Raw genomic sequence first — 23,832 nt, forward strand, 5'->3', positions numbered from 1 at the left:
AAATAGTGAAGGTGAAAAGAATGAGTAGAAGATTAGGGAGCATTGAAGCGGGCGGTACTAAGTTTATCTTAGCAGTAGCGGATGAGACTTATCAAATGGGCGCAAAGAAGCGAATTCCAACTTTAACCCCTGAAGAGACATTGGCGGCTTGTATTGACTTTTTTAAGGCTAATCCAGTTGATGCCATTGGATTAGGGTCATTTGGGCCAATTGGAATTAAGCACGGCACTGCCGATTATGGTCATATTCTAGCAACGCCAAAACCAGGCTGGGCGGGGACTAATATTGTAGGGATTCTAACGGCAGCGCTACACGTGCCGATTTACTTTACGACGGATGTTAATGCGTCAATCTATGGTGAATACATTGCTGGTGAGGCTCAAGCCGTTGATGCAGCGGTTTATTTCACGATTGGCACTGGTATTGGCGGTGGTGCGATTCAGGACGGCAACTTTATTGGGGGTTACTCGCATCTGGAAATGGGGCATGCGCCGGTAATGTTGCATCCAGATGATGATTTTGTTGGGAGTTGCCCATTCCACGGTAATCAGTGTTTTGAAGGGGTAGCAGCTGGACCGACCATTGAGGCACGGACCGGTGAGCGCGGGGAGAACCTTCAGCGGGACAATCCTGTATTTGATTACATTGACTATTACGCTGCTCAAATGGCCTTTAATGCATATGTTAACTTGACGCCAGAAAAAATCATCTTTGGTGGTTCAGTGATTAACGACGCCGATATGGTCAAGGTTCGCCAGTACTTTGATCAGCTAAACAATGGTTACGTGCAAGTCCCAACCGACTTAATCGTACACAGTCACTTTGCAGATAATGCGTCCGCAACCGTGGGCGACTTTGCGTTAGCCGCTTCCTTATTAGATTAATATGGTAATACCAGGTGAGAAAAACCGGTAAGGCGTGTGGGTTCATATAAGTCGGCACCAAGTTGATATATCAACTTGGTGTTTTTTTTGAATTCGACAATTAAGTGTTGTTCCACTTGAAATGGTGCTCATAGGAACTTTTGGTAAAATTGCCGAATAAAAGCGAACTTTTTGAATAACCTGCCCATTCATAATGAAGACGCTTTCCAATACAATTAATAGTGTCAGAAAGGTTGGGATTTATCATGGTTGAAATTAATTTAGATCATATTTATAAACGTTATCCAAATGCAGAAACTAACTCAGTGAATGACTTCGATCTTCATATTAAGGACAAGGAATTTATTGTCTTTGTTGGACCTTCCGGCTGTGGTAAGTCGACAACATTACGGATGATTGCCGGATTGGAAGATATTACGCAAGGAACGTTAGAAATTGGCGGTAAGGTGATGAATGATATCTCGCCGAAAGACCGTGACATTGCGATGGTTTTCCAAAACTATGCGTTATACCCACACATGACCGTTGCGGGTAATATGGCGTTTGGGTTGAAGCTACGTAAGTATAAAAAAGATGATATTGCCAAGCGAGTTGACCAAGCTGCTGAAATTTTAGGACTAACTGAATTTTTGGACCGTAAGCCAGCTGATTTATCTGGTGGGCAACGACAACGGGTTGCCCTAGGCCGGGCGATTGTACGGGATGCACCGATCTTTTTAATGGATGAGCCATTATCTAACTTGGATGCCAAGTTACGGGTATCGATGCGGGCCGAAATTGCCAAGTTACATCAGCGGCTTAGCACGACGACAATCTATGTGACCCATGATCAAACTGAAGCAATGACCATGGCTGATCGGGTGGTTGTCATGTCAGTTGGTGAGATTCAACAGATTGGAACACCTTCAGAAATTTATGATCGTCCACGGAATATGTTTGTTGCTGGCTTTATTGGCTCACCTGCTATGAACTTCTTCAATGTTCATTATCAAGATCAGGTTATTGATGACCATAAGGGCGTACAACTAACAATTCCTGAAGGGATGGCTAAAGTTTTAGATAAACGTGGTTATAATGGCAAGGATATCGTCTTCGGAATTCGACCGGAAGATATTCATACTGAAGAGATCTTCATTGATACGTGGCCAAATTCGACAGTTGAAGCCACAATTAACGTGTCTGAATTATTAGGTGCTACTAGCCAGCTCTATAGTCAAGTTGGTAATACTGAGTTTGTGGCTAATGTTGATTCTCGTGATTTTCATCAACCCGGTGCAAAAGTGCAGATGGGCTTTGATATTAACAAAGCGCACTTCTTCGATAAAGAAACACAGAACTCCATTATGTTGGATGAAGAGGAAGAAACAGGTAAGTCGCACTAAAGAAGCAGTGCTCGGTATTGCGATGCTAAGATATCCCATAGATTTCAACGCTATAGCAGGCAAGTAATATTTTTGAAGCGTGATCAAGACAACTTGATCACGCTTTTTTGCTGTTATTAGGTTAATTTAACAATAGCTGTATTAATGAAACATAGAAAAAATCACCTCGATAGGTTGTGCTAGGTCTTAAAGTGGCACTAGCAATTTATAACCAACGGAGGTGATCTTTAATAGCGGATTATTGTTTTATTTGTTCGTAACACTAGCAGGAACAAGCCCTAAGCGGACGTCAATATTGGTTGCATTTAGTAGCTGTTGATGGCTAATCGTGGCTTGGTCGTAGTGGTGGCCGTTGAGCGTCATAGTTTGCACAAAATTATTGTGATCGTGATTGTTAGTGGTAGTTAATTGGATATCATGATCGGCCGTGTGCAGTGTAACGTGGTCAAAAGCCGGAATTCCGAGCACGTATTCCGCATCAGCTGGACAAACTGGGTAGAATCCTAAACATGCGAAGATGAACCAGCCGGCCATGGAGCCGTTATCTTCATCTCCTGGGAACCCGGTAGTGGAAGCATTGAATAACTTCCGGAGCTGCTTTACGAGTACTTGAGTTTTTTCACGGTGCCCCGTGTAACTAAAGAGATATGGTAAATGAAAGCTAGGCTGGTTCGAGATAGCGACCTGACCATAATCGACGGCAGCCATTTCACTCATTTCGTGAATGACCATCTGATAGCCACCAACGTGATAACTAGGGCGCGTATTACAGAGCGCTGTCAACTGATCATCGAACCGCTTGGGACCTCCCATGGCAGTCATTAAGCCGTTAATATCGTGAAAGGCACTGTAACTATTTTGCCAGGCGCTGCCTTCCGTGTAGTCACTCCCCCAGCTGTCAGGGACAAAGGGTTCTTTGAATCGGCCATCGCTATTCTTGGGACGCAAAAAGCCAGTCTGCGGATCAAGTAAGTTGAGATAACGCTTGGATAGTTGCCAGTACTTGTTGGCAATATCTGTCTGATCCAATACGTCAGCGACTTGTCCAATGCAATAATCACTATAGGCATAGTCTTGGGTCCAATTGACACTTTCAGGATACTTGTCTGCGGGGATGTAGCCTAAACGATCGTAATCAGCACTGCCTTGCCGACCATAACGGGAATTTTTAGCTGGTTTTGAATCGCTATCACGCATTGCAGCCAGTAAACGAGGCATGAGCTCTAATGCGATACCTTTCTTAGCACTTTCAGCAATAATTGAGTCAACTAGATTACCGGGCATCATTCCCCGCTCATCTGGCGCCAACCAACGTGGTAAGAAACCAGTCTCATTGTAGCTTGTTAAGAAGCCTGCCAAAAACTTAGGTAAGAGTTCTGGCGCTAAGATAGAGAATAGGGCGTAAACGGTTTTTGAAGTATCCCAGAAGCCGTTATTCGTATAGAGTAGACCTGATTTAATGGTTTTAGACTTTGTATCGTAGTGGATCGGCTTGTTCTTGGCGTCCAATTCATAAAAACGTTGTGGGAATAAGAACAGTCGGTACATGCAAGTATAGAACGTTTGAATAAGCTCAGGGTGATGATCGCGAATAGTTACTCGGCTTAAATAATCGTTCCATTGTGCAGCGCTTACATTTTCAAGAGCCGTCAAATCGGCGTCTTGGAGTCGTTTTAAGTTAAGCTGGGCTTGCGTGCGATCAACGTAGGATGTGGCAAGGTGACAGTTGATTAGGGACTGGTCACTAGCTAAAAGTAGTGTTAGGGCATGACCATGACCTTCAGTTGTTACAAACCAATGATTTTGGTCGTCGTAATAGCCAGAATTAGCACGGTCAAAGCCTGAAATCGTTAATTCAACGTACATAGTTAGGTTAGGATCTTCGCCACCATGGTAGTCGCTGACAGATAATTTGACGCCCGTTGGGGTAAATTCAAAGGTTACGTGATCGGAAAATTGCAACATGAGGCCGTGATGAGCTAGCTCTAACTGCTGGAAGTCATAGCGAGCAATGGCCCCATACGTTGATGGTGCCAAGTCAGTTTGAACGTTAAAGTGATCGTCGTAAATCGCTAGATGGTGCGCATTGAAGGTTGCTTCGTTTGGCCGGTAGTTTCCGACAAAGTCTGGCCGCTTAGTTGCATCCTGCCATTGGACGCCCATGAGTAATAAGTGGCAATAGTCGCCAATCCAGGGACTGGGTTGGTGAGTTAGGCGAATTCCTTCAAATCGCGGTGTATCTGGTTGGAAGAACCAGGCGCCGTTAGCGCCGTTAGTCTGAACGGCAAAGTAATTCATCCCAAAGGGCACGCCGCTGTATGGTAAACAGTTGCCATGAGAGTGTTGGGGACTGTTGGCGGTGCCTTGACGAATATCAATTTGGTCAATTTTCATGATCGTTATTTCTCCTTAGAAATTGGTTGGAATGGTTGAGTAGAGTCACGTTGAATTAATTGAACTGGCAAGCGGACAGTAGTTGGCTGAACCGGAGTCTTCAACAGCAAGGACACTGCTTTAGTCCCCATCCCTTTAAAATCTTGTGCAACGGTCGTCAATGAAGGGTACGTCAGGCTAGCGGCTTGAATATTATCGAAGCCAACAATTGAAAGCCGCTGCCAGATTTTAGGATCAACTTTACGTAAAGTGTTCATCAGCTTGATTGCAGTCAGATCGTTTTCAACAACGATTGCGGTGATCTGATGGTCTGCAAGATAAGTCAACCAGTCATTAGTGCTGAATTGGTTTAGAGTGGGTAAATCTGCAAGCGCAGTGACCGGCGTAACGTGTTGCTGATTGAGGGCTGTCAAATAACCAAAGTAGCGTTCATAGACGGAACTTGGCAGGACTGTGTTATTACGTTGTGCATAGAACAAGATCTGTTGATGTCCAAGTTGGAGTAGATGATCAGTTGCAATTTGGCCGCCACTGAAGTTATCAGCGGTAACGACTGGCAACTCAAGCGCAGGTAATGTCTTATCCAAGATAACGACTGGAACCTGTGCCAATTTGAGTTGATAAATGCGCTCAGCTTCTTGATACAAATCCTGTGGTAAATAAATGACTCCGGCGTAATTTTCGTGGATCTCCTTGGCTGAGAGATTAAAGAAACTCGCGGAATCCATAGTAACAGCTTGATAGTGATGTTCACTAGCGGCTAAACTCACGCCGGAAGCATAGTCGCCTAGACCAGCATCGGTTGGAAACGGCAGGACAAGTAGTAGCTGCTTGTTAGTCTTTGGCTGTTCGGTCGGTTGCACGAAACTACCGCTACCTTGTTTACGGTAAATTAGCCCCTGACTTTCTAGTTCAGTGAGGGCTCGCTTAGAGGTGATTCGACTGACGTTGTAAGCTTTAGCTAACTGAAGTTCGGTTGGTAATTGTTCATTATCGGTTAAAGTTCCAGAGGTAATTTGGCTTTTTAATTGATTATAAATGGTTAAATAGCGCGGTTCTGATTTCGGCATCGAAAGATCCTTTCCGGTCAATTGAGTTTAGTGTAAATATATCATTTTTGAACGAAAAAGGGAAGAATTAGTTGTAATTTGATATAGACAAACCGGTATTGAATGTTATAATTGGTGAAAATGATATATCAAATAAGGAGTGCAATAATGACGACTAACTATGTAGATCAGCATGTCCAACAGTTTGTTGCTAAGGTTAATCAGTTGAGCCAACCACTTGATCCCAAATTAGGTACAGTATTTCAAAAAACATTCCTAAATACGCTTGAAACTACCATTTCTGACGATGAGCAAGGTTACGCCTTTATCTTGACTGGTGACATTCCAGCCATGTGGCAACGTGATTCAACAGCACAGGTGCGGCCATACTTGGCATTAGCACATGAGCAACCAGCCATTGCTGACCTGATCACTAGAGTTGTTCAGCGGCAATTCTTTAATATGGCGATTGATCCCTATGCTAATGCCTTCAATGAAACGGCGAATGGTCACGGTCATCAAAGTGATCAAACTAATATGGGGCCGTGGATTTGGGAACGTAAATTCGAAATCGATTCGTTATGTTATCCGGTGCAGTTGGCATACTTGCTCTATAAGAATACCGGCGTCACCGCGCAATTTGATAATAATTTTGTAACCGGTGTCAAAAAGCTATTAACAACATTTGAAGTTGAACAACACCATGCAACATCGCCGTATCGGTTTATTCGAACGATTGATCGCCCTGAGGACACACTGGTTCGCGATGGGCGGGGCACGCCGGTTGCAGATACGGGAATGATTTGGTCCGGCTTTCGTCCTAGCGATGATGCTTGTGAGTATGGGTATCTGGTGCCTGCCAATATGTTTGCGGTCGTAATCCTTGGTTATTTACAGACGATATTCAGTAGCATTCTGGATGATCCAGAAATTGTGGCGCGAGCTCAACGACTCCAGACGACTGTGCGTAATGGTATTGAGACGTATGGTTATACGACTAATGCTAATGGTGAGAAAGTCTACGCATACGAAGTTGACGGCTTGGGACATGCAAAGTTAATGGATGATGGCAATGTTCCTAGCCTATTGAGTGCTCCTTACCTGGGGTATTGTGACTTATTGGACTTAAATTATCAACGAACCCGACAGACGTTATTGAGCCCGGAAAACCCGTATTACTACAGCGGTAAACTAGCAGCTGGACAAGGTAGCCCCCACACTCCAGCTCGGTATATTTGGCCGATTGCAATTGCGATGGAAGGATTAACCGCCAATAGTCACGAACAACAATTGGCCGCGTTACAAACGTTGATTAAAACGACAGGAAACACTGATTTAATGCATGAATCGTTCGATGTCGATGACGACACACAGTTTACCCGTGAATGGTTCTCTTGGGCCAATATGATGTATTGCGAATTATTGTTAACGACACTGGGATTTAAGATTGAGAGGTAGGTAAACATGACGAAGAAGAAGGTCTTTGTTATTTCACACAGCCACTGGGATCGTGAATGGTATATGCCGTTTGAACAACACCATATGCGCTTAGTGACGCTGATTGATAATTTGCTGGATGTTTTTAAAAATGACTCAGATTTCGACAGTTTTCATTTGGACGGTCAGATGATTGCGCTGGATGATTATTTAGCGGTACGACCAGAACGTAAACCTGAATTAGCAGCGGCAATCAAGGCTGGAAAATTACGAATCGGACCATTTTATATTCTGCAAGATGATTTTCTGATTAGTCCTGAATCCAATGTTCGAAACATGATTATTGGCCGCGATCAAGCGCGTGAATATGGTCAAGAAGTTCCTTTGGGGTATTTTCCTGATACGTTTGGTAACATGGGACAAACGCCACAAATGATGACGCTAGCCAATTTGAAGACAGCTGCCTTTGGTCGTGGCGTGACGCCGACTGGTTTTAATAATCAGGTTGGAGATGCAGACTATGCATCTCAATATTCTGAAATGTGGTGGCAAGGTCCGGATGGCACTCGCATTCTAGGGCTGCTATTTGCTAATTGGTATAGCAACGGCAATGAGATTCCGGTTGAGCGAACGGCTGCTAAGAAGTTTTGGGATCAAAAGCTCGCGGATGCTGAAAAATTTGCATCAACGGATAATTTATTAATGATGAATGGTGTCGATCACCAACCTGTTCAATTGGACGTGACGGCGGCAATTAAGGTCGCAAATGAACTATACCCTGATTATGAATTTATTCATTCTAACTTTACTGATTACCTAGCGACTCTGAGCGCAGATTTGCCTAAAGATTTAAGTACAATTCATGGCGAATTAACGAGTCAAGAAACGGATGGTTGGTACACCTTAGCAAATACGGCCTCCAGTCGGGTGTACTTGAAGCAGGAAAATACGAAGAACGAACGGTTACTAGAAAATCAAGCGGAGCCACTGGCAGCGATGGCTTATCCGGCCGCGGACTATCCGCACGATCGGTTACGCTATGCGTGGAAATTGTTATTGCAAAATCATCCCCATGATAGTATTTGTGGTTGCTCTGTCGATGAAGTTCACCGCGAGATGTTAACCCGGTTTGCAAAATCACAAGAAGTCGCACGATTTGTTGCCCACGATGCACTGACAACGCTGACTGCTAAAATCAATACGACAGATTTTAATGAACAAGCGAAACCGTTTGTCGTTGTTAATACGACTGGCTTTACCAAGACTGGTCTGACAAGAATTGTTGTAGAGTGGGACCGGATTGCTTTTAGCGCAACGGGTACCATTCAGGAGCAACGCCACCAACTTGAACAGCGATTAGCTGAATTACCAGAATTAATGGTAGTTGATGCCCATGGTCAAAGTGTGCCCTTTCGACTAATCGATCAACAAGTGGCCTTCCATTATGATTTACCAAAAGATCGGTTCCGGGACCCATTCCAAGCAATTGAACTCACAATCGAGTTGAACGTGGTCAATATGCCAGCATTTGCTTGGCGGACGTTAGCTTTACAACCAGCCACACAAACGCTAGTGCCAAATGCAACGGTCAAGGCCCAACCACGATTAATCAGTAATGAATGGTTGAAAATTGGTGTGGAAGATGATGGTAGTTTAACGATTACAAATCGGGAGACCAATAAGACCTACCATCAGATGCTTGTGTTTGAAGATACGGGTGATATGGGTAACGAATATATCTATCGTCAAACAGCTGATAAGCGCGCCTATTACTCAACTGATTTTCCAATGGAGGTGCGGGTTGTGCATGCAGACGAGTTGGGCAGCGAGTTGGAATTAATCAATTATTTGGAGGTTCCAACATCCGCGGATGAACAACTTGCTAAGGAGACCCATGCCATTGTGGATATCACGCAGCGAACAGCACAGCGATCAACTCAAAAAGTGCCACTGACGATAACGACGAAGATTCGTCTGAATCCTAATAGTCGGCAAATACAATTTGAATCACATGTCAATAACCAAGCAAAAGATCACCGATTACGGGTGCTATTCAAGACGGCACTGACTGCCGAAACCCACGTTGCTGATTCGATCTACGAGACCGTAACCCGTGCGAACCGACCAGCTAAGAACTGGCAAAACCCAACTAACCCGCAACACCAACAGGCCTTTGCCTGTGTCTTTAACGAGGCTAATGGTGTGACAGTCGGTAATTTGGGCTTAAACGAGTACGAGATTTTGCCAGCAGATAATACTATTGCGCTGACGATGTTACGTTGTGTGGGTGAAATGGGGGATTGGGGCTACTTTGCAACCCCAGAGGCGCAATGCCAAGGGGCGTTCACCTTTAATTATAGTTTGGAGTTAACCGATGGGTCGGAAGCACAACGGATTGCGAGTTACCAACGGGCGCAAGGAATGCAAACGCCGTTTAGTAACCAACAGACGTGGCAACATACCGGTACCTTGGAAGCGGACGATCAATACTTGACGCTCGCGACACCTGAATTTGCCGTGACGAGCTTAAAACGCGCGAACAATAGTACTGGATTGACAGTACGTGGCTATAATTTGAGTGATCGTCAAGTACCATTGAAGGTGACAACCAGTTTATCAAAGCAAGCAGTCAACTTCTTTGAAGAAGAATTACCAGAAGTGACGACGGATACCTTAATGCCAATGGAGATTAAAACGTTATTATTGACGGAAGCGGGGCGAGCATAATGGCACCATTGGGATTAATCGATATTGGTGGCACGACGATCAAATTCGCCGTTTGGCAAGATTCGACACTAACTCGGCACCATGCGGTCACTACCCCGACGACTAAGGCAGCGTTCATGGATCTATTGCAGCGTGAAGTGGAACAAATGAAGGCCCAAGCGGCGATTGTTGGGGTCGGGATCAGTTCTCCTGGGGCAGTTAATCAAGCGACTGGTGTAATTGAGGGTGCGAGTGCAATTCCGTACATCCATAATTTCCCGATTCAAGCAGAATTAACGGCTCGTTTTAAGTTGCCAGTTAGCATTGAAAATGATGCGAATTGTGCCGCACTGGCGGAAGCATCGACGGGTGCCGGACAAGGTGCTACGAGCCTAGCATTTCTAGTCATTGGGACCGGCGTTGGCGGTGCATTGATTTTCAATCAGCAGATCTGGCACGGTGCGCACCTGTTTGGTGGTGAATTTGGTTACACAAAAATCAATACCACAGGAACGCTGAGCGAATTAGGAACGGTACCGAATGCAATTCACCGGTATCAGCAAGTAACGAATCAAACTGGCAAAATGACTGGTCAGCAGTTGTACCAGTTAGCAGATACTGGCGATGGAGTGGCGCGTCACGAGATTGACACAATGTACGCGGCGCTAGCACAAGGTATCTTTAATATTCAGTATAGTTTTGATCCAGAAAAAATTATTCTGGGTGGTGGTGTCTCAAACAATTCTGACCTGATTCCGGGTATTCAACGAGCTTTAACCGCTATTTATCAGCAGGTCAAGATTGCCACGTTAAAGCCAACGTTAGTGACTTGTCAGTATACCGATGAAGCGAACTTGCGGGGTGCTGCAGTTGATTTTGAACAATCCCAAAACCGTTAGGAGGCGTGACTATGGTAGAGTTTCCGGAAGGCTTTGTCTGGGGGGCGGCAACGTCGGGCCCCCAGACAGAAGGTAACTTTCATAAACAGCATCAGAATGTTTTCGATTATTGGTTCGCAACGGAGCCGGAACAATTCGATGCCGGTGTTGGACCAGATACGGCGTCGAACTTTTATAATGATTATGATCATGACCTTGCACTTATGGCGCAGGCGGGGGTTCAAGGTTTGCGGACATCAATCCAATGGACACGGCTAATTGATGACTTTGAAACGGCAAGCTTAAATGCTGATGGTGTCGCCTTCTATAATCACGTGATTGATTCGATGTTGACTCACCACATTACACCGTATATTAATTTGCACCACTTTGACTTACCGGTGGCACTCTATGATAAATATCATGGATGGGAGTCCAAGCACGTGGTTGAATTATTTGTTAAGTTTGCTGAACAGTGCTTTAAGTTATTTGGGGATCGGGTCGACCATTGGTATACATTCAATGAACCTAAAGTCGTTGTTGATGGTCAATATTTGTATGGCTGGCATTATCCACAGGTGATTAATGGCCCTAAAGCAGTACAGGTCGCCTATAACATGAATTTGGCATCCGCTAAAACGGTTGCTCGGTTTCATGAACTTTGCGTGCGACCGGAACAACAGATTGGGATTATTTTGAATTTGACGCCAGCGTATGCCGCGTCAGATGATCCAGCTGATTTAGCGGCTGCGGAATTTGCTGAGTTGTGGTCCAATAACCTCTTCTTAGATCCAGCGGTGTTAGGACATTTTCCAGAAAAGTTGGTCGAGCGACTGACAATGGATGGGGTACTATGGGATGCGACCCCAACTGAATTGGCAATTATCGCTGCTAATCCCGTTGACTGTTTGGGTGTTAATTACTATCACCCCTTCCGTGTTCAGCGACCAGATATCAGCCCAAAGAGTTTGCAACCGTGGATGCCTGATATTTACTTCAAGGAATACGATATGCCAGGTCGAATGATGAACGTTGATCGGGGCTGGGAAATTTACCCACAGGCGATGACTGATATTGCACGCAATATTCAAAAAAATTATGGTAACATTCCGTGGATGATCTCTGAAAACGGTATGGGAGTTGCTGGTGAAGAACGGTTTCTGGACAAACAAGGCGTCGTTCAAGATGACTACCGCATCGATTTTATGAAGGAACACCTAACTGCCTTAGCAAAAGGGATTGCGGCTGGCTCCAATTGTCAGGGCTACTTCGTTTGGAGTGGTATTGACTGTTGGTCATGGAATCATGCTTACCATAATCGTTACGGCTTGATTCGTAATGATAGCCATACGCAAACTAAAACGTTAAAGAAGTCGGCAAAGTGGTTTGCGGAGCTTGGGGAACGGAATGGGTTTTGAATTAAACTAGGTGGAGTCTCTCTCAATTAGTTTTGATAGGCATACTAATGAGTATAAGTTTATTAAACCTGATTCTAAGTATTTCTATGGTTACGGCGAGGAAACATTACTCGCCGGTACTTAGTTTTGGAACGGGATAAGAAGTGAACATGGTAAGAGTGTATTTATTTCAGTATTAAAATTATTGTAATCAAAATAAAAGTGAGTGATGTTGTTAGCTTATAAAAAAATAGGATAAATATGAAATACAGTCAAATAGAGTATGCAAAATCTGGTATTAACGGTGTTGACAAACCATAATACTAGTAATATAGAAAGTTGAGATGGGATTTTTTTGATTCATATATTATTAGCTGAAATTACTATGGTAATACTAGATGACACTGTAGTATGTATAAGTATTACAGACATGAAAAATAAATAGCGCAAACTAACATTGTCATCGAGACTCAAATTGGCGTTTGAACTTTGACATTAGTTTGCGATATTTTTAGTTAATTCTACATGTCGAATATTGTTCATATTGATAAACTGACGATCTGAAATAATAACAGTTCCTGCATTATAACCAAGTATTCATGTTGTAATGGTAGGCAAGTGTTGGTTGTTTTGATCAACTGTATTTAGTTGAAGGCTAATCGTCTGATTCTTAAAATGAGCGATGGCCAGAATGCTGCTAATCTCACTCATTGATTGCTGTGCTTTGGTCAGGTAACTTATTGCATTTTGCGCTTGTAGTTTATTTAATGCCGCTGTGTGATTAGACAGGTAAAAGCTTTGCCATTTGATCATGCCGCGATCGTGATAATCGTGCTCGAAGAAAAGGTTAACGGTGTCCATATCAAACTTTCTATCATTCAAGATTCTTGCGTTTCATTTGTATTATTGTTTGACTTCTGGGCCAGATAAGTCCAGTAAAGCCAATATATTCAATGGTAAATTTAACTTGTCGATGCAATGCTTCAACTAAGTTTTCTAGGTCGTTTAAGGTATAATTGCTTAGCTTATGCAACGGTACCGATCTCAGTCGTTCATTGGCGCGTTGGCTATTAAAAAAGACGTTATACGAGTGGATCATAAGGGTCATTGGCAATCACGATCCAGTAACGTATTTAAGTTGTGCGTTTGAATAACAATTATAAACGACTAAGGATAATATCTAAATCTCTACTCATAGCTATTTCCTCCATTAAGGCCACCAACTAAGCAAGCACGATTAATTGCTGTACCGCCGTGTAATAGGCTAGTAGCGTAAATTAGTTTAGTGAAGCCATTGATGAATATCATCAATGACTCGATTGAGTTGGTTATGTCTAATTTGCTGAGTAGGTTGACTGAATAAATCGAGTTGCTGTCCAGTGTCAGGGCTTAGTTTATTACTGTAAACCGCGATATTACGTACTGCTTGGCCGTCCCAGTTTTTGCGAAACAACCAGAGTAATTGTTGGGCCAGAAGCTGATTGTCATTTAGTAGGGCCTATTCTGATAGCATGATGAAACCCATCACGGCCGTCAGCTTCAGCCGCTGTGTATGAGAACCCAATACTTAAAGATAAGCAGCCTGCTAATTTATGGTGGTGTCTGAGTCGAGCCGCGACTTGTTCGTCAATCTCTTTGATCACAGTCTCAAGCTCACCTTGTGCCAAGTAATCACGCGGTAGGACTTGTGAGTTACCTAAGCTGGCTTCCTTAGTTTTGATTGGTTCAGTCAACTGGGAGTGGTCAACACCCCAGGATGTGGCAAAAATTTGGCTACTAATGACGCCTAAGTTTTGTTTTAGAAAGTGTGGATTGGTGTGAACAAGCTCGTACATGTTATGAATTTGTAAGCGATTCAAATGTTTAGCCATACGTGGACCAATTCCCCAAATGTCGGTTAATTCGGTAATTGGCCAAATCTTATCTGGTACGGTTTCATAGTGAATTTCACCAATCCCTACAGTCGTGTAGAGACTTAATTGATGACTGATAGTATTTTGAATAAGCCGGCCCGTGGCGATGAGCCAAATAATTGCCAAGAATGAGTCATATCAGGAATGCCCTCATCAATCGAGTAGGGCCACACTTCAGCTTCTGAAGTGAATTTAGCAAAAATTTGGTTGATTTGTAGGTTGTGTTCAATGTAAAGGTTCATTCGCGGTGGTACAACAATTAAACGTGGATCTTGCGGCAAATCTCGCTGACGGGAAACGTTGGCTTGTAAATGAAACAACTTCTTGGTTTCTACGTAGCTAAAATTAAGCCGCCATTTGTATTTTCCGCTTCGCTCATTACAACTAAGGGTACTTTTAGTGGATTTAGGCCGCGTTGAACGGTTTCGCAGCGAGCATAGAAGCTTTTATTGTCAATTAAAAAAAGACACCCCGTGGTTCGTGGTCAAAAAACATGGCCTCACCTTCCTGATTATTTACGTTTATTCTACCACAAAAAAGAACATATGTTCTTTAATTACTAAAAAAGTTGGATTGCCATTTAAAAGCAAGCAATCCAAGTTTCATCTTAGTAGTTTTTAAGTTGTGATTGGTTTTGAACATCAACAACGTATGCTTTGGTTCCCAAGTGACTGACTAGAGTGCGCATATCACTTAAGTTAATTGAGACACAGCCCTCAGTTGGCCAGTGGTTCTTAACGTGGATAAAGAAGCCAGAACCATTATTCTGTCCGTAATTATCCCTAACAACCGCTAGCTCATACTGATTATGAGACGCTGCTTTTGTGTAGTCAATTCCCTTCGTGAGAGTTTCCGATGCCTCCATTGCCGATACGACTTGATGAAGTTAAAAGGTTGCGCCAAGTGTTACCTTGTTTTTGCCATAACTTTAAGGTTGCCGTTGATCCGCCATTCTGAACGACGGTCACGATTTGTTGCGCTTTTTGAGCAACACGCATGGAACCGATAATATCTGCTTCAGTTTGTGGTTGATTAGTTGATACAGCATCGCCATTGCTGCCGAAGTAATAACGGTGGTTACCGACAGTGACGTAACGGTTACGATATTGAATGTGATCCGTGCCGTAAAATTCTAACTTGTTATTACCATAGTGCCGTAGTCCAGTAATGGCATCGCCGTTGCCCCCAAAGTAATAAAGTTTATTTTTAGCGGCAGTGTAGTAGCGATTACGATATTGGACATGGTCTGCACCATAGTATTCGAGCTTGTTATTGCCGTAGTGACGCAAGCCGGTTATTGCATCACCATTGCTGCCGAAGTAGTACAACTGATTATTGACGGTGGCATAACGATTGCGATATTGGACATGGTCTGCACCATAGTATTCGAGCTTGTTGTTACCATAGTGTCGTAGGCCAGTAATGGCATCGCCGTTGTCCCCGAAGTAATAAAGCTTATTTTTAGCGGCAGTGTAATAACGATTGCGGTATTGAATGTGATCCGTGCCGTAAAATTCTAACTTGTTATTACCATAGTGCCGCAGACCGGAAATGGCGTCACCATTACTCCCAAAGTAATAAAGCCTATTTTTAGCGGCGGTGTAGTAACGGTTGCGGTATTGAACGTGATCATTGCCATAGTATTCTAGTTTATTGTGGCCATAGTGTCGTAGGCCAGTAATAGCATCGCCGTTGCCCCCAAAGTAATAAAGCTTATTTTTAGCGGCAGTGTAGTAACGGTTACGATATTGAATATGATCCGTGCCGTAAAATTCTAACTTGTTATTACCATAGTGCCGCAGACCGGAAATGGCGTCACCATTACTCCCAAAGTAATAAAGCTTATTGTTACCAACAGTAGCATAACGATTGCGATATTGAATATGGTCTGTACCATAGTATTCTAGTTTATTATTAGCATAGTGTCGTAAGCCGGTAATGGCATCGCCGTTACTACCAAAGTAATATAACTGGTTATTGGCGGCAGTTAAGTAACGGTTGCGATATTGAGCGTGATCTGACCCATAGTATTCTAGTTTGTTATTCCCGTAATGCCGGAAGCCAGTGATTGGTTGACCATTGCTGCCATAGAAGTATAGCTTATTGCCTTCCCAGTGATATTGGTTTACAAATTCATTGGGGGTTGAGAAAGTATTGGTACCTGCGCTATCTTCGGTTAAACCGTTATAACAGATACTAACGTCAATATATCCAGTATAGTCGGAGCCTGATGGTAAGAGGGCGGTGCTTGAGAATTGCCAAGCGCCGTCATCTGTATTCCAAAGGTTATTGGCAGAAGGCGTATATGGATACTGAGCTCGCCAGACGCGCGATTGACCAACTGTTTTAATGACGGCATCACGGTATAAGTATGTGTTTGAGGTGTAAACCCCATGATTCGTATAACCAAGCGCATTCAATACCGACCAGAAAGTATTAAGGTTAGCTGTAGCATTTACTGTGTATGTCTTGGCATCTTCCATGTCGGCAAACAATAATACTTTTTTGGAAACGTTATTTTTAACTAGGAAGTTAGCCATATTAGTTGCTTCCATTTGGGCGGTATCGGCTGTATTAAATGTTGCGTAGTGGTAGAAATCAACATTTAGACCGGCGGCATTAGCCATCTTGGCTTGAGCTAAGGCTACTGGATTGGTATAACCAGTGCCTTCGGTCGTTTTGATGATGACTGTTTTGACGCCAGCTGCTTTCAATTTGTTGTAGTCAGATTGTGTCATTGCACTTTGATATGATGCAACGTCGACCACGTCAACACGTGGTCTGGTGGTATCTCCAATAGTCCAAACGTCCGTTTCTGGAGTGCTTGCTGTCACCGTAGTTAAGTTAAGGTCAGCTTTTTTTGTCGTGGTTGCTTGGTGCTTTGCTGCATTTGAAGCAACTGATGTGGCCTTGTTGGTATTCTCGGTACTTGTTGCTGATTTGATTGCTGTGCTACTTACTTGGTTAATAGAACCAGAGGCAGCACTAGTTGTGTGAGCCGTTGCCTCATGGCTTTTGTTATTACTGGAGCTTACTTTTTGGCCCGTTTGGTTGGCGGCACTCGAAACAGCCTCGGTAGCAGCGCTTGAGGTAGCAGTTACTGCTTGACTAGTGTTTGAGTTGGCAGTTTCGCTGTCCGCTTGACTGAGGATACTCGAAGCAGCCTTGGTGGTTGTACTTGAGGTAGCGGTTGCTGCTTGACTAGTATTTAAGTTGGTTGTTGCACTATTTGGTTGGTGAGCGATATTTGAAGCAGTATTAGCGACCTTGTTAGCCGTAGTGGAAACTGTATCTGATGAAGCAGAATCATTGCTTGTTTTTGAATCAGCACTGACGGTTGTCCGTGTGACCGTGGTTGCTGTTTTAGCTACAGTTACTGTGTCAGCGTGCGCAATTTGATCGTTGATGATTGCGCTACCAACAAATGAACAAAAAGTCACTCCAGCAACAAGCCACAGCTTACCTGACTTGTACAGTTTAAATCTTTTTGTTGTTTTAGCATTAATGTGGTTATGTGTTTTGAAATTCATAGTACCGTCCTTTTTATTTTGATAAATAATATTGATTGTGACATGGTAATGCACTGTAAAATAAAATTGATCAATCATATGATAAATTATTTATAGTTATTATAATACCATGGATGGCTATAGGTTATACTATATACTCAAAAATGGAATTCTAGTTCAAAGTTAGTAATCTGATTTAAAGATTAACGATCAAAACGATGAGAAATATTTTTAATTAATTCTTGTATGTTGAATTTCTGAATGGCACCGACAGTATCATCACTTTCTAGATGTTCATTTAGAGTTTTGATGAACTGTTCTGAATGATTTTTTTCAATCTCATGATTCAATGATGGTAAGTAATTTGTAATGCCTATGAATTGCTATTGGTCATCCTATTATTTTCAATGTTATCTTTATCATCTGCTAATTATTAAATATATCCATGGTAAGTTGATGGTAGGGGCTCACGATAGACTGCCTCCTGAAAATAATTTGGAGAATTCTTTGAAAAGTCTTAAGATTCATCGATATAAAAACAATTTTAATATAATGAATACAACTGATTTATGTAATTAAGTTAATAATAAAGTGTGCTTTGTTATAATAAACACAATTAATTATTGCACTCAATAATAATAAATTATAATTACAGAATATGTACAAAGTGAAGGGGCGTCTATACATGAACAAAAAAATTTTTGTTGGGAATACCTGTACACGCTATAAATTATTCAAAAAGGGAAAGTCATGGGTAGCTATGGGAGTTACAACCTTATCTATAAGTTTAGGTTTGGGCATGCTTATGGTCAATCCTTCTGTACGTGCGGATACGAGTAGTACAGCGAACAGTGCAACCAGTAGTGCAGCGAACAGTGTAACCAGTAGTGCAGCGAACAGTGTAACCAGTAGTGCAGCGAACAGTGTAACCAGTAGTGCAGCGAACAGTGTAACCAGTAGTGCAGCGAACAGTGTAACCAGTAGTGCAGCGAACAGTGCAACCAGTAGTGCAGCGAACAGTGCAACCAGTAGTGCAGCGAACAGTGCAACCAGTAGTGCAGCGAACAGTGCAACCAGTAGTGCAGCGAACAGTGCAACCAGTAGTGCAGCGAACAGTGCAACCAGTAGTGCAGTGAACAGTGCAACCAGTATTAGTGCAGCAAAAGCGGGGGTTAGCAATGTTAAATTAGCAACGGACAATTTGTCAAGTTCAACAGATACTACAGGAGTGGTTGTTACTTCAAGTTTTAATAATGGGGATACTTTCTCTGGTGGAGGAGGTGTTATAGCGCTAAATACGAGTATTGAAAAAAGTGCAACCATATCTAATGGTACAAAGTTAACTTTTACAATATCTAATCCTAAATCTATTAATTGGGACAATATTCAGTTAAATGGTGGTACAAATTATGGCAGCTTAGCTTATGATAAAACCAGTGGGACAATAACATATACATTCAGTACTGATATTTCTAATGCGGGAATTAACTTCATAATTAATTTGCATACGGCTGCCGTCGATACTTCTAAAAATATCATTACGGCATCTTTAAATAATACTTCAGTAGCGATAACTGGTGGTACCAGCTACAATACAAAGGCCAATGCTGGTGGTAGTGGTGGTAGTGGCTATGATAATCAACGATTGATTATAGGAAATGGAAGTTATGGATATATTGGTATAAATGATAATTATGTAGGATATATAAATGGAAAAAACTACTATTTGCCAGATATGCAGTCTATGAACTTTAATGTTGTAGTTGATCCAGGCTTTTATACTAATTCTCAAAACGATAAAATAGGTAGAACAATAACTTTAAGTATTTCTGGTACAGGGGCTTCCCTACAGGCTGACAATATTTATATAACAGAAAAGGGCGGTTTTCCTAATACTTCCAAAAGTTATGTACCATTATCATCTGTAGGTTGGACAACAACTCAAATAGATGATCAAACTGTAAAAATATCGATACCTGATAATATGGATATTGGATGGTATGTTTTAGGTATAGTTGCTACTACTCCGGGCCTTAATAGTCAGTATATTTTGACAGACCAATATGAGTCTGATTATATAACAACTGCACAAAAAAGCACGACTTCAGGATATTTCCAGAATATTAATAACAGTGGTTTTGTTCCTAAAATAACAGCGATGGATAAGAATATTAAGCAAGGTACTACTGTTTCTGATATTAATAAATGGTTGCTGGATGGCGTAACAGCATCTGATGTTGAGGATGGAAACCTAAGTTCCGCTGTTACTATAAAAGATGATACCAATTTTGTTAATGCTTGGAATAGTAATAAAAATGGAGTTTACACCATTATATATACAGTTACTGATAGTGATGGAAATACAGTAACTCAATCTGTTTCTGCAACTATATATTCAGACATCACTATTCATTATATTGATAAAAATGGTACGGAATTAAGTGCTCAAACTACTTCAATGGCTAATAGTGTTGGGAGTAACTATAATATAATACCTACTTCTCTCATTAAAAAAAATGGGGTAAGTTATTATTATGTTTCTTCAAATAATAATCTTAGTGGAATTTATGGAGAAAATAATCAACCTACAGATATTTATTTAACATATGACATTGATCAAACGTCAATTGACACTAAAGATAGCACGTTAGTAGCGGGCCCAAGTACTACCTGGAAAGCCGCCGATAACTTTGTGAGTGCGACCGATGAAGCTGGCAGCGCATTGAAATTGAGTGATATAACTGTTAGTGGAACAGTGGACCCAACGAAGGCGGGCCGTTACGAGGTCACGTATAGTTACACGGACGCGGCGGGTAACGCAGTTACCAAGACAGCTACCATCACAGTAGTGGCGTCTCAAGCAAGTATTGACACCAAGGACAGCACGTTAGTAGCGGGCCCAAGTACTACCTGGAAAGCCGCTGATAACTTTGTGAGTGCGACCGATGAAGCTGGCAGCGCATTGAAATTGAGTGATATAACTGTTAGTGGAACAGTGGACCCAACAAAGGCGGGCCGTTATGAGGTTACGTATAGCTACACGGACGCAGCGGGTAACGCAGTTACCAAGACAGCTACCATCACAGTAGTGGCGTCTCAAGCAAGTATTGACACCAAGGACAGCACGTTAGTAGCGGGCCCAAGTACTACCTGGAAAGCCGCCGATAACTTTGTGAGTGCGACCGATGAAGCTGGCGGCGCATTGAAATTGAGTGATATAACTGTTAGTGGAACAGTGGACCCAACAAAGGCGGGCCGTTATGAGGTCACGTATAGCTACACGGACGCAGCGGGTAACACAGTTACCAAGACAGCTACCATCACAGTAGTGGCGTCTCAAGCAAGTATTGACACCAAGGACAGCACGTTAGTAGCGGGCCCAAGTACTACCTGGAAAGCCGCCGATAACTTTGTGAGTGCGACCGATGAAGCTGGCGGCGCATTGAAATTGAGTGATATAACTGTTAGTGGAACAGTGGACCCAACGAAGGCGGGCCGTTACGAGGTCACGTATAGTTACACGGACGCGGCGGGTAACGCAGTTACCAAGACAGCTACCATCACAGTAGTGGCGTCTCAAGCAAGTATTGACACCAAGGACAGCACGTTAGTAGCGGGCCCAAGTACTACCTGGAAAGCCGCCGATAACTTTGTGAGTGCGACCGATGAAGCTGGCAGCGTATTGAAATTGAGTGATATAACTGTTAGTGGAACAGTGGACCCAACGAAGGCGGGCCGTTACGAGGTCACGTATAGTTACACGGACGCGGCGGGTAACGCAGTTACCAAGACAGCTACCATCACAGTAGTGGCGTCTCAAGCAAGTATTGACACCAAGGACAGCACGTTAGTAGCGGGCCCAAGTACTACCTGGAAAGCCGCCGATAACTTTGTGAGTGCGACCGATGAAGCTGGCAGCGTATTGAAATTGAGTGATATAACTGTTAGTGGAACAGTGGACCCAACGAAGGCGGGCCGTTACGAGGTTACGTATAGTTACACGGACGCGGCGGGTAACGTCGTTACCAAGACGGCCACAATTACTGTGATTGTGAAATCAAATCCGGTAACACCAGGCAAGCCAAGTCAACCAGCTAAGCCAGTTAGTCCAGTGACACCAGATCAGACAAATCAATCGGCTAAGTCAGATCAAAGAGCAAAATCAGATCATCTAACGACCTTCAGTCAAGTAACATCAGTGAAGTCTGGGAGTGCATTACAAACGACAACCTCACATAACGAGTTGCCGCAAACTGATGAATCAACGCAACGTACCATGACTTTAGGTGGATTATTGCTATTAGTAACGACGAGTCTGCTTACTTTCTTAGGAGGAAAAAAGCGTCGTAATCAAGACTAAGGGTGGTATGATATAGCTGAAGGCTTGGAAATAAAAGCACAGCTTAAAAATTTTGAGAACATGTTAATGCTGAAAAATATGTTAACGGAATGTATCTTTACTAGGTTTAATCAGTTCATTCTAATTATCAAGATTATGAGCTGCAATTGTCAGAAAATCCGAAAATTAAGTAACTATTAGTAAGAAGAGACTGTGACATAAGTCTCCATAACAAAGGCCGGTCAGGAATAATCTTCAGATTATTCCTGACCGGCCTTTGTTATGATAGAAATAAAAAAGAATATCGTTCGTACCCGATACTCTACGAAATTATCCCCGAAAGGACATTCCTAATATGCAAGACTATTATAACATGAATCAAACTGCTTTGATTATCGCTTTAGATTGCCCACCAGAAGAAAGTCATCCAGCTCGTTACATTAATCAGTTGGCCAACGGCTTAAAAATAAAATATGATTACCAGTTCGGACGGCCACGGGAATATAACCCTAGACCCATGTTAAAACTGTTCCCTTTTAGCGTACAGTTACGGTACCTTCAGTAGTTGTAAGATTGAACGTTTTACCTGTGAAAATAAGTCAGCTGAATGGCTAATTGTCGATCAAGGGCCATCTTATCGCAAGATTTGTCGCTTTAGAATTTCCGATGAACTAGCCACTTTGACAACCGAGAGTTTATCGCAAATGACCCAATATCTGTGTCAAACTGGCATGATTGATGATGTTTCTTTTATTGATGGCACCAAAATTTTAGCCAATGCGAATAAATACAGTTTTGTCTGGAAAAAGAATATGGTTCGGGTTGATAAGCTGAATTACGAAAAATTAATCGCCCTGTTAGGTGAATTGCATGAAGCGAAGATTGTTGGTGAAGCCCAACTGGGTCGAATCTAACGCTTGAAATGTTAGATGTCATGATCAGCAAGGTCGAGGGCCACTTGGTGGTCCTCAATGAAACCGTGGTAGCAACTAAGAAAGTGTCCCCAACCCCGGGCAAGTAGCAACGATGGACTATTAAATTGAAGAAAAGAAAACTCATCGAACGCCTGAATAAAATGCGTGAACATCAAGCCCAACAAGCAATCTATGGTCAGCGTAATAGCTACTCTAAAACAGACCACGATACCACCTTTATGCGAGTTAAGGAAGATCCGATGCAAAATGGTCAATTGAAACCCGCTTACAACTTTCAAATCGCCACGAGAAATCAATTTATCACTAGATAGCAGTTGTTTCAACATCTAACTGACACCTGAACGTTACCGACATTTATTCCACCTTTGAAGGCCAACAATATGTTAGGTACCACCATCATCGCCGATGCCGGATACGGTTCGGAAAGTAATTATCGGTACTTAGAAGATGAACTTGAACAGCATATCGCCTTAATACTACCATACGGGACGATGTTCAAAGAGAATAGTCGGAAATAGCGCAGTGACGATCGTAAAGTTATGAACTGGGATTATCATGAGGATGACTATTTCATCAATCCCCAAGGTGTGAGATTCAACTTCAATACCTATCGCCAGTGGACTGATAAGTATGATTTCAAGCGAAATTTGAAAGAATACTTCGAGGCTAACCAGCGTGCCTTGTTTTCAGTTCCAGAAACCGGTCAGATCCTATGCCCAATGCAAGATCGATGTTGAACCGGTTTTTGGTAAGATGAAGACTTCTTTGCGTTTTAATCTCTTCTCGGTGCGTAGTTTGAGAAAGTTACCAAAGAAGCCGGTATTGTCGTCATGGCGTTAAATATCATGAAACTGGTGACATTAGGGACCAGTTTAAAAAATCAAAGACTCAAGCAAATAGGACGAGAAACCAAAAATTCGGTTTCTCGTCCTATTTGCTTACTTTTATTTTATGCAGAAAGTCCGTTCTCATAAGCAAGAACTAGACCGAATGAGAATACTAAATTGAA

At 42.6% G+C, this 23,832-nt stretch carries 10 protein-coding genes and 4 pseudogenes; 8 read left to right on the forward strand and 6 right to left on the reverse strand.

All coding sequences use genetic code 11. The features are described from left to right. Positions 1-20: 20 nt before the first annotated feature. Positions 21-884: an ROK family protein gene (locus E5260_RS00240; protein WP_003641581.1), complete on the forward strand. Its 864-nt coding sequence runs from the start codon at positions 21-23 to the stop codon at positions 882-884. Between the two features lie 245 nt (positions 885-1,129). Beyond that, a complete protein-coding gene (locus tag E5260_RS00245; protein ID WP_003641580.1) occupies positions 1,130-2,266 on the forward strand; it encodes an ABC transporter ATP-binding protein in 1,137 nt (378 codons plus the stop codon). A 246-nt stretch (positions 2,267-2,512) separates the two neighbouring features. On the opposite strand, the gene E5260_RS00250 is transcribed toward E5260_RS00245, so the two are convergent. After that, positions 2,513-4,660 (reverse strand): GH92 family glycosyl hydrolase, encoded by a 2,148-nt coding sequence (locus tag E5260_RS00250; RefSeq protein WP_003641579.1) that lies wholly within the window; start codon positions 4,658-4,660, stop codon positions 2,513-2,515. 5 nt (positions 4,661-4,665) lie between these two features. Then, positions 4,666-5,730, reverse strand: a complete 1,065-nt coding sequence (locus E5260_RS00255) for a GntR family transcriptional regulator (RefSeq protein WP_003641578.1) — start codon at positions 5,728-5,730, stop codon at positions 4,666-4,668. Between the two features lie 147 nt (positions 5,731-5,877). On the opposite strand from E5260_RS00255, the gene E5260_RS00260 reads away from it, so the two are divergent. The 4 genes from E5260_RS00260 to E5260_RS00275 are packed head-to-tail and all read left to right on the forward strand — an operon-like array spanning position 5,878 to position 12,148. Further along, positions 5,878-7,167: a glycoside hydrolase family 125 protein gene (locus tag E5260_RS00260; RefSeq protein WP_013356072.1), complete on the forward strand. Its 1,290-nt coding sequence runs from the start codon at positions 5,878-5,880 to the stop codon at positions 7,165-7,167. 6 nt (positions 7,168-7,173) lie between these two features. Further along, positions 7,174-9,873, forward strand: coding sequence for an alpha-mannosidase (locus E5260_RS00265; RefSeq protein ID WP_003641576.1), 2,700 nt, complete (start codon positions 7,174-7,176; stop codon positions 9,871-9,873). Next, positions 9,873-10,751 (forward strand): ROK family protein, encoded by an 879-nt coding sequence (locus tag E5260_RS00270; protein ID WP_003641575.1) that lies wholly within the window; start codon positions 9,873-9,875, stop codon positions 10,749-10,751. Before E5260_RS00265 ends, E5260_RS00270 begins: the two co-directional genes overlap by 1 nt. A gap of 11 nt (positions 10,752-10,762) precedes the next feature. Next, a complete protein-coding gene (locus E5260_RS00275) occupies positions 10,763-12,148 on the forward strand; it encodes a glycoside hydrolase family 1 protein (protein WP_003641574.1) in 1,386 nt (461 codons plus the stop codon). 474 nt (positions 12,149-12,622) lie between these two features. On the opposite strand, the pseudogene E5260_RS00280 reads toward E5260_RS00275, so the two are convergent. The 4 genes and pseudogenes from E5260_RS00280 to E5260_RS00290 form a co-directional block, all read right to left on the reverse strand. Then, positions 12,623-13,009 (reverse strand): annotated as a pseudogene (locus E5260_RS00280) (hypothetical protein). Continuing rightward, positions 13,002-13,284 (reverse strand): annotated as a pseudogene (locus E5260_RS15310) (acetyl-CoA carboxylase). The pseudogenes E5260_RS00280 and E5260_RS15310 overlap by 8 nt, the downstream one beginning before the upstream one ends. A 31-nt stretch (positions 13,285-13,315) precedes the next feature. Further along, positions 13,316-14,535 (reverse strand): annotated as a pseudogene (locus tag E5260_RS00285) (Y-family DNA polymerase). 335 nt (positions 14,536-14,870) lie between these two features. Then, complete coding sequence (locus E5260_RS00290) at positions 14,871-17,570, reverse strand: GH25 family lysozyme (RefSeq protein ID WP_225867869.1); 2,700 nt, start codon at positions 17,568-17,570, stop codon at positions 14,871-14,873. A gap of 664 nt (positions 17,571-18,234) precedes the next feature. On the opposite strand from E5260_RS00290, the gene E5260_RS00295 reads away from it, so the two are divergent. Further along, positions 18,235-21,909 (forward strand): bacterial Ig-like domain-containing protein, encoded by a 3,675-nt coding sequence (locus E5260_RS00295; RefSeq protein WP_182482028.1) that lies wholly within the window; start codon positions 18,235-18,237, stop codon positions 21,907-21,909. A gap of 334 nt (positions 21,910-22,243) precedes the next feature. Next, a pseudogene (locus E5260_RS00300) lies at positions 22,244-23,831 on the forward strand (transposase). Position 23,832: the final 1 nt, after the last annotated feature.

The sequence above is a fragment of the Lactiplantibacillus plantarum genome (assembly GCF_014131735.1).
Taxonomy (GTDB): domain Bacteria; phylum Bacillota; class Bacilli; order Lactobacillales; family Lactobacillaceae; genus Lactiplantibacillus; species Lactiplantibacillus plantarum.

Bases quoted from the DNA above. Each gene is read 5' to 3' on its own strand.
- E5260_RS00265 (WP_003641576.1), top strand. From the start codon at position 7,174: ATGACGAAGAAGAAGGTCTTTGTTATTTCACACAGCCACTGGGATCGT.
- E5260_RS00250 (WP_003641579.1), bottom strand. From the start codon at position 4,660: ATGAAAATTGACCAAATTGATATTCGTCAAGGCACCGCCAACAGTCCC.
- E5260_RS00245 (WP_003641580.1), top strand. From the start codon at position 1,130: ATGGTTGAAATTAATTTAGATCATATTTATAAACGTTATCCAAATGCA.
- E5260_RS00290 (WP_225867869.1), bottom strand. From the start codon at position 17,570: ATGAATTTCAAAACACATAACCACATTAATGCTAAAACAACAAAAAGA.
- E5260_RS00270 (WP_003641575.1), top strand. From the start codon at position 9,873: ATGGCACCATTGGGATTAATCGATATTGGTGGCACGACGATCAAATTC.
- E5260_RS00260 (WP_013356072.1), top strand. From the start codon at position 5,878: ATGACGACTAACTATGTAGATCAGCATGTCCAACAGTTTGTTGCTAAG.
- E5260_RS00255 (WP_003641578.1), bottom strand. From the start codon at position 5,730: ATGCCGAAATCAGAACCGCGCTATTTAACCATTTATAATCAATTAAAA.
- E5260_RS00240 (WP_003641581.1), top strand. From the start codon at position 21: ATGAGTAGAAGATTAGGGAGCATTGAAGCGGGCGGTACTAAGTTTATC.
- E5260_RS00295 (WP_182482028.1), top strand. From the start codon at position 18,235: ATGAACAAAAAAATTTTTGTTGGGAATACCTGTACACGCTATAAATTA.
- E5260_RS00275 (WP_003641574.1), top strand. From the start codon at position 10,763: ATGGTAGAGTTTCCGGAAGGCTTTGTCTGGGGGGCGGCAACGTCGGGC.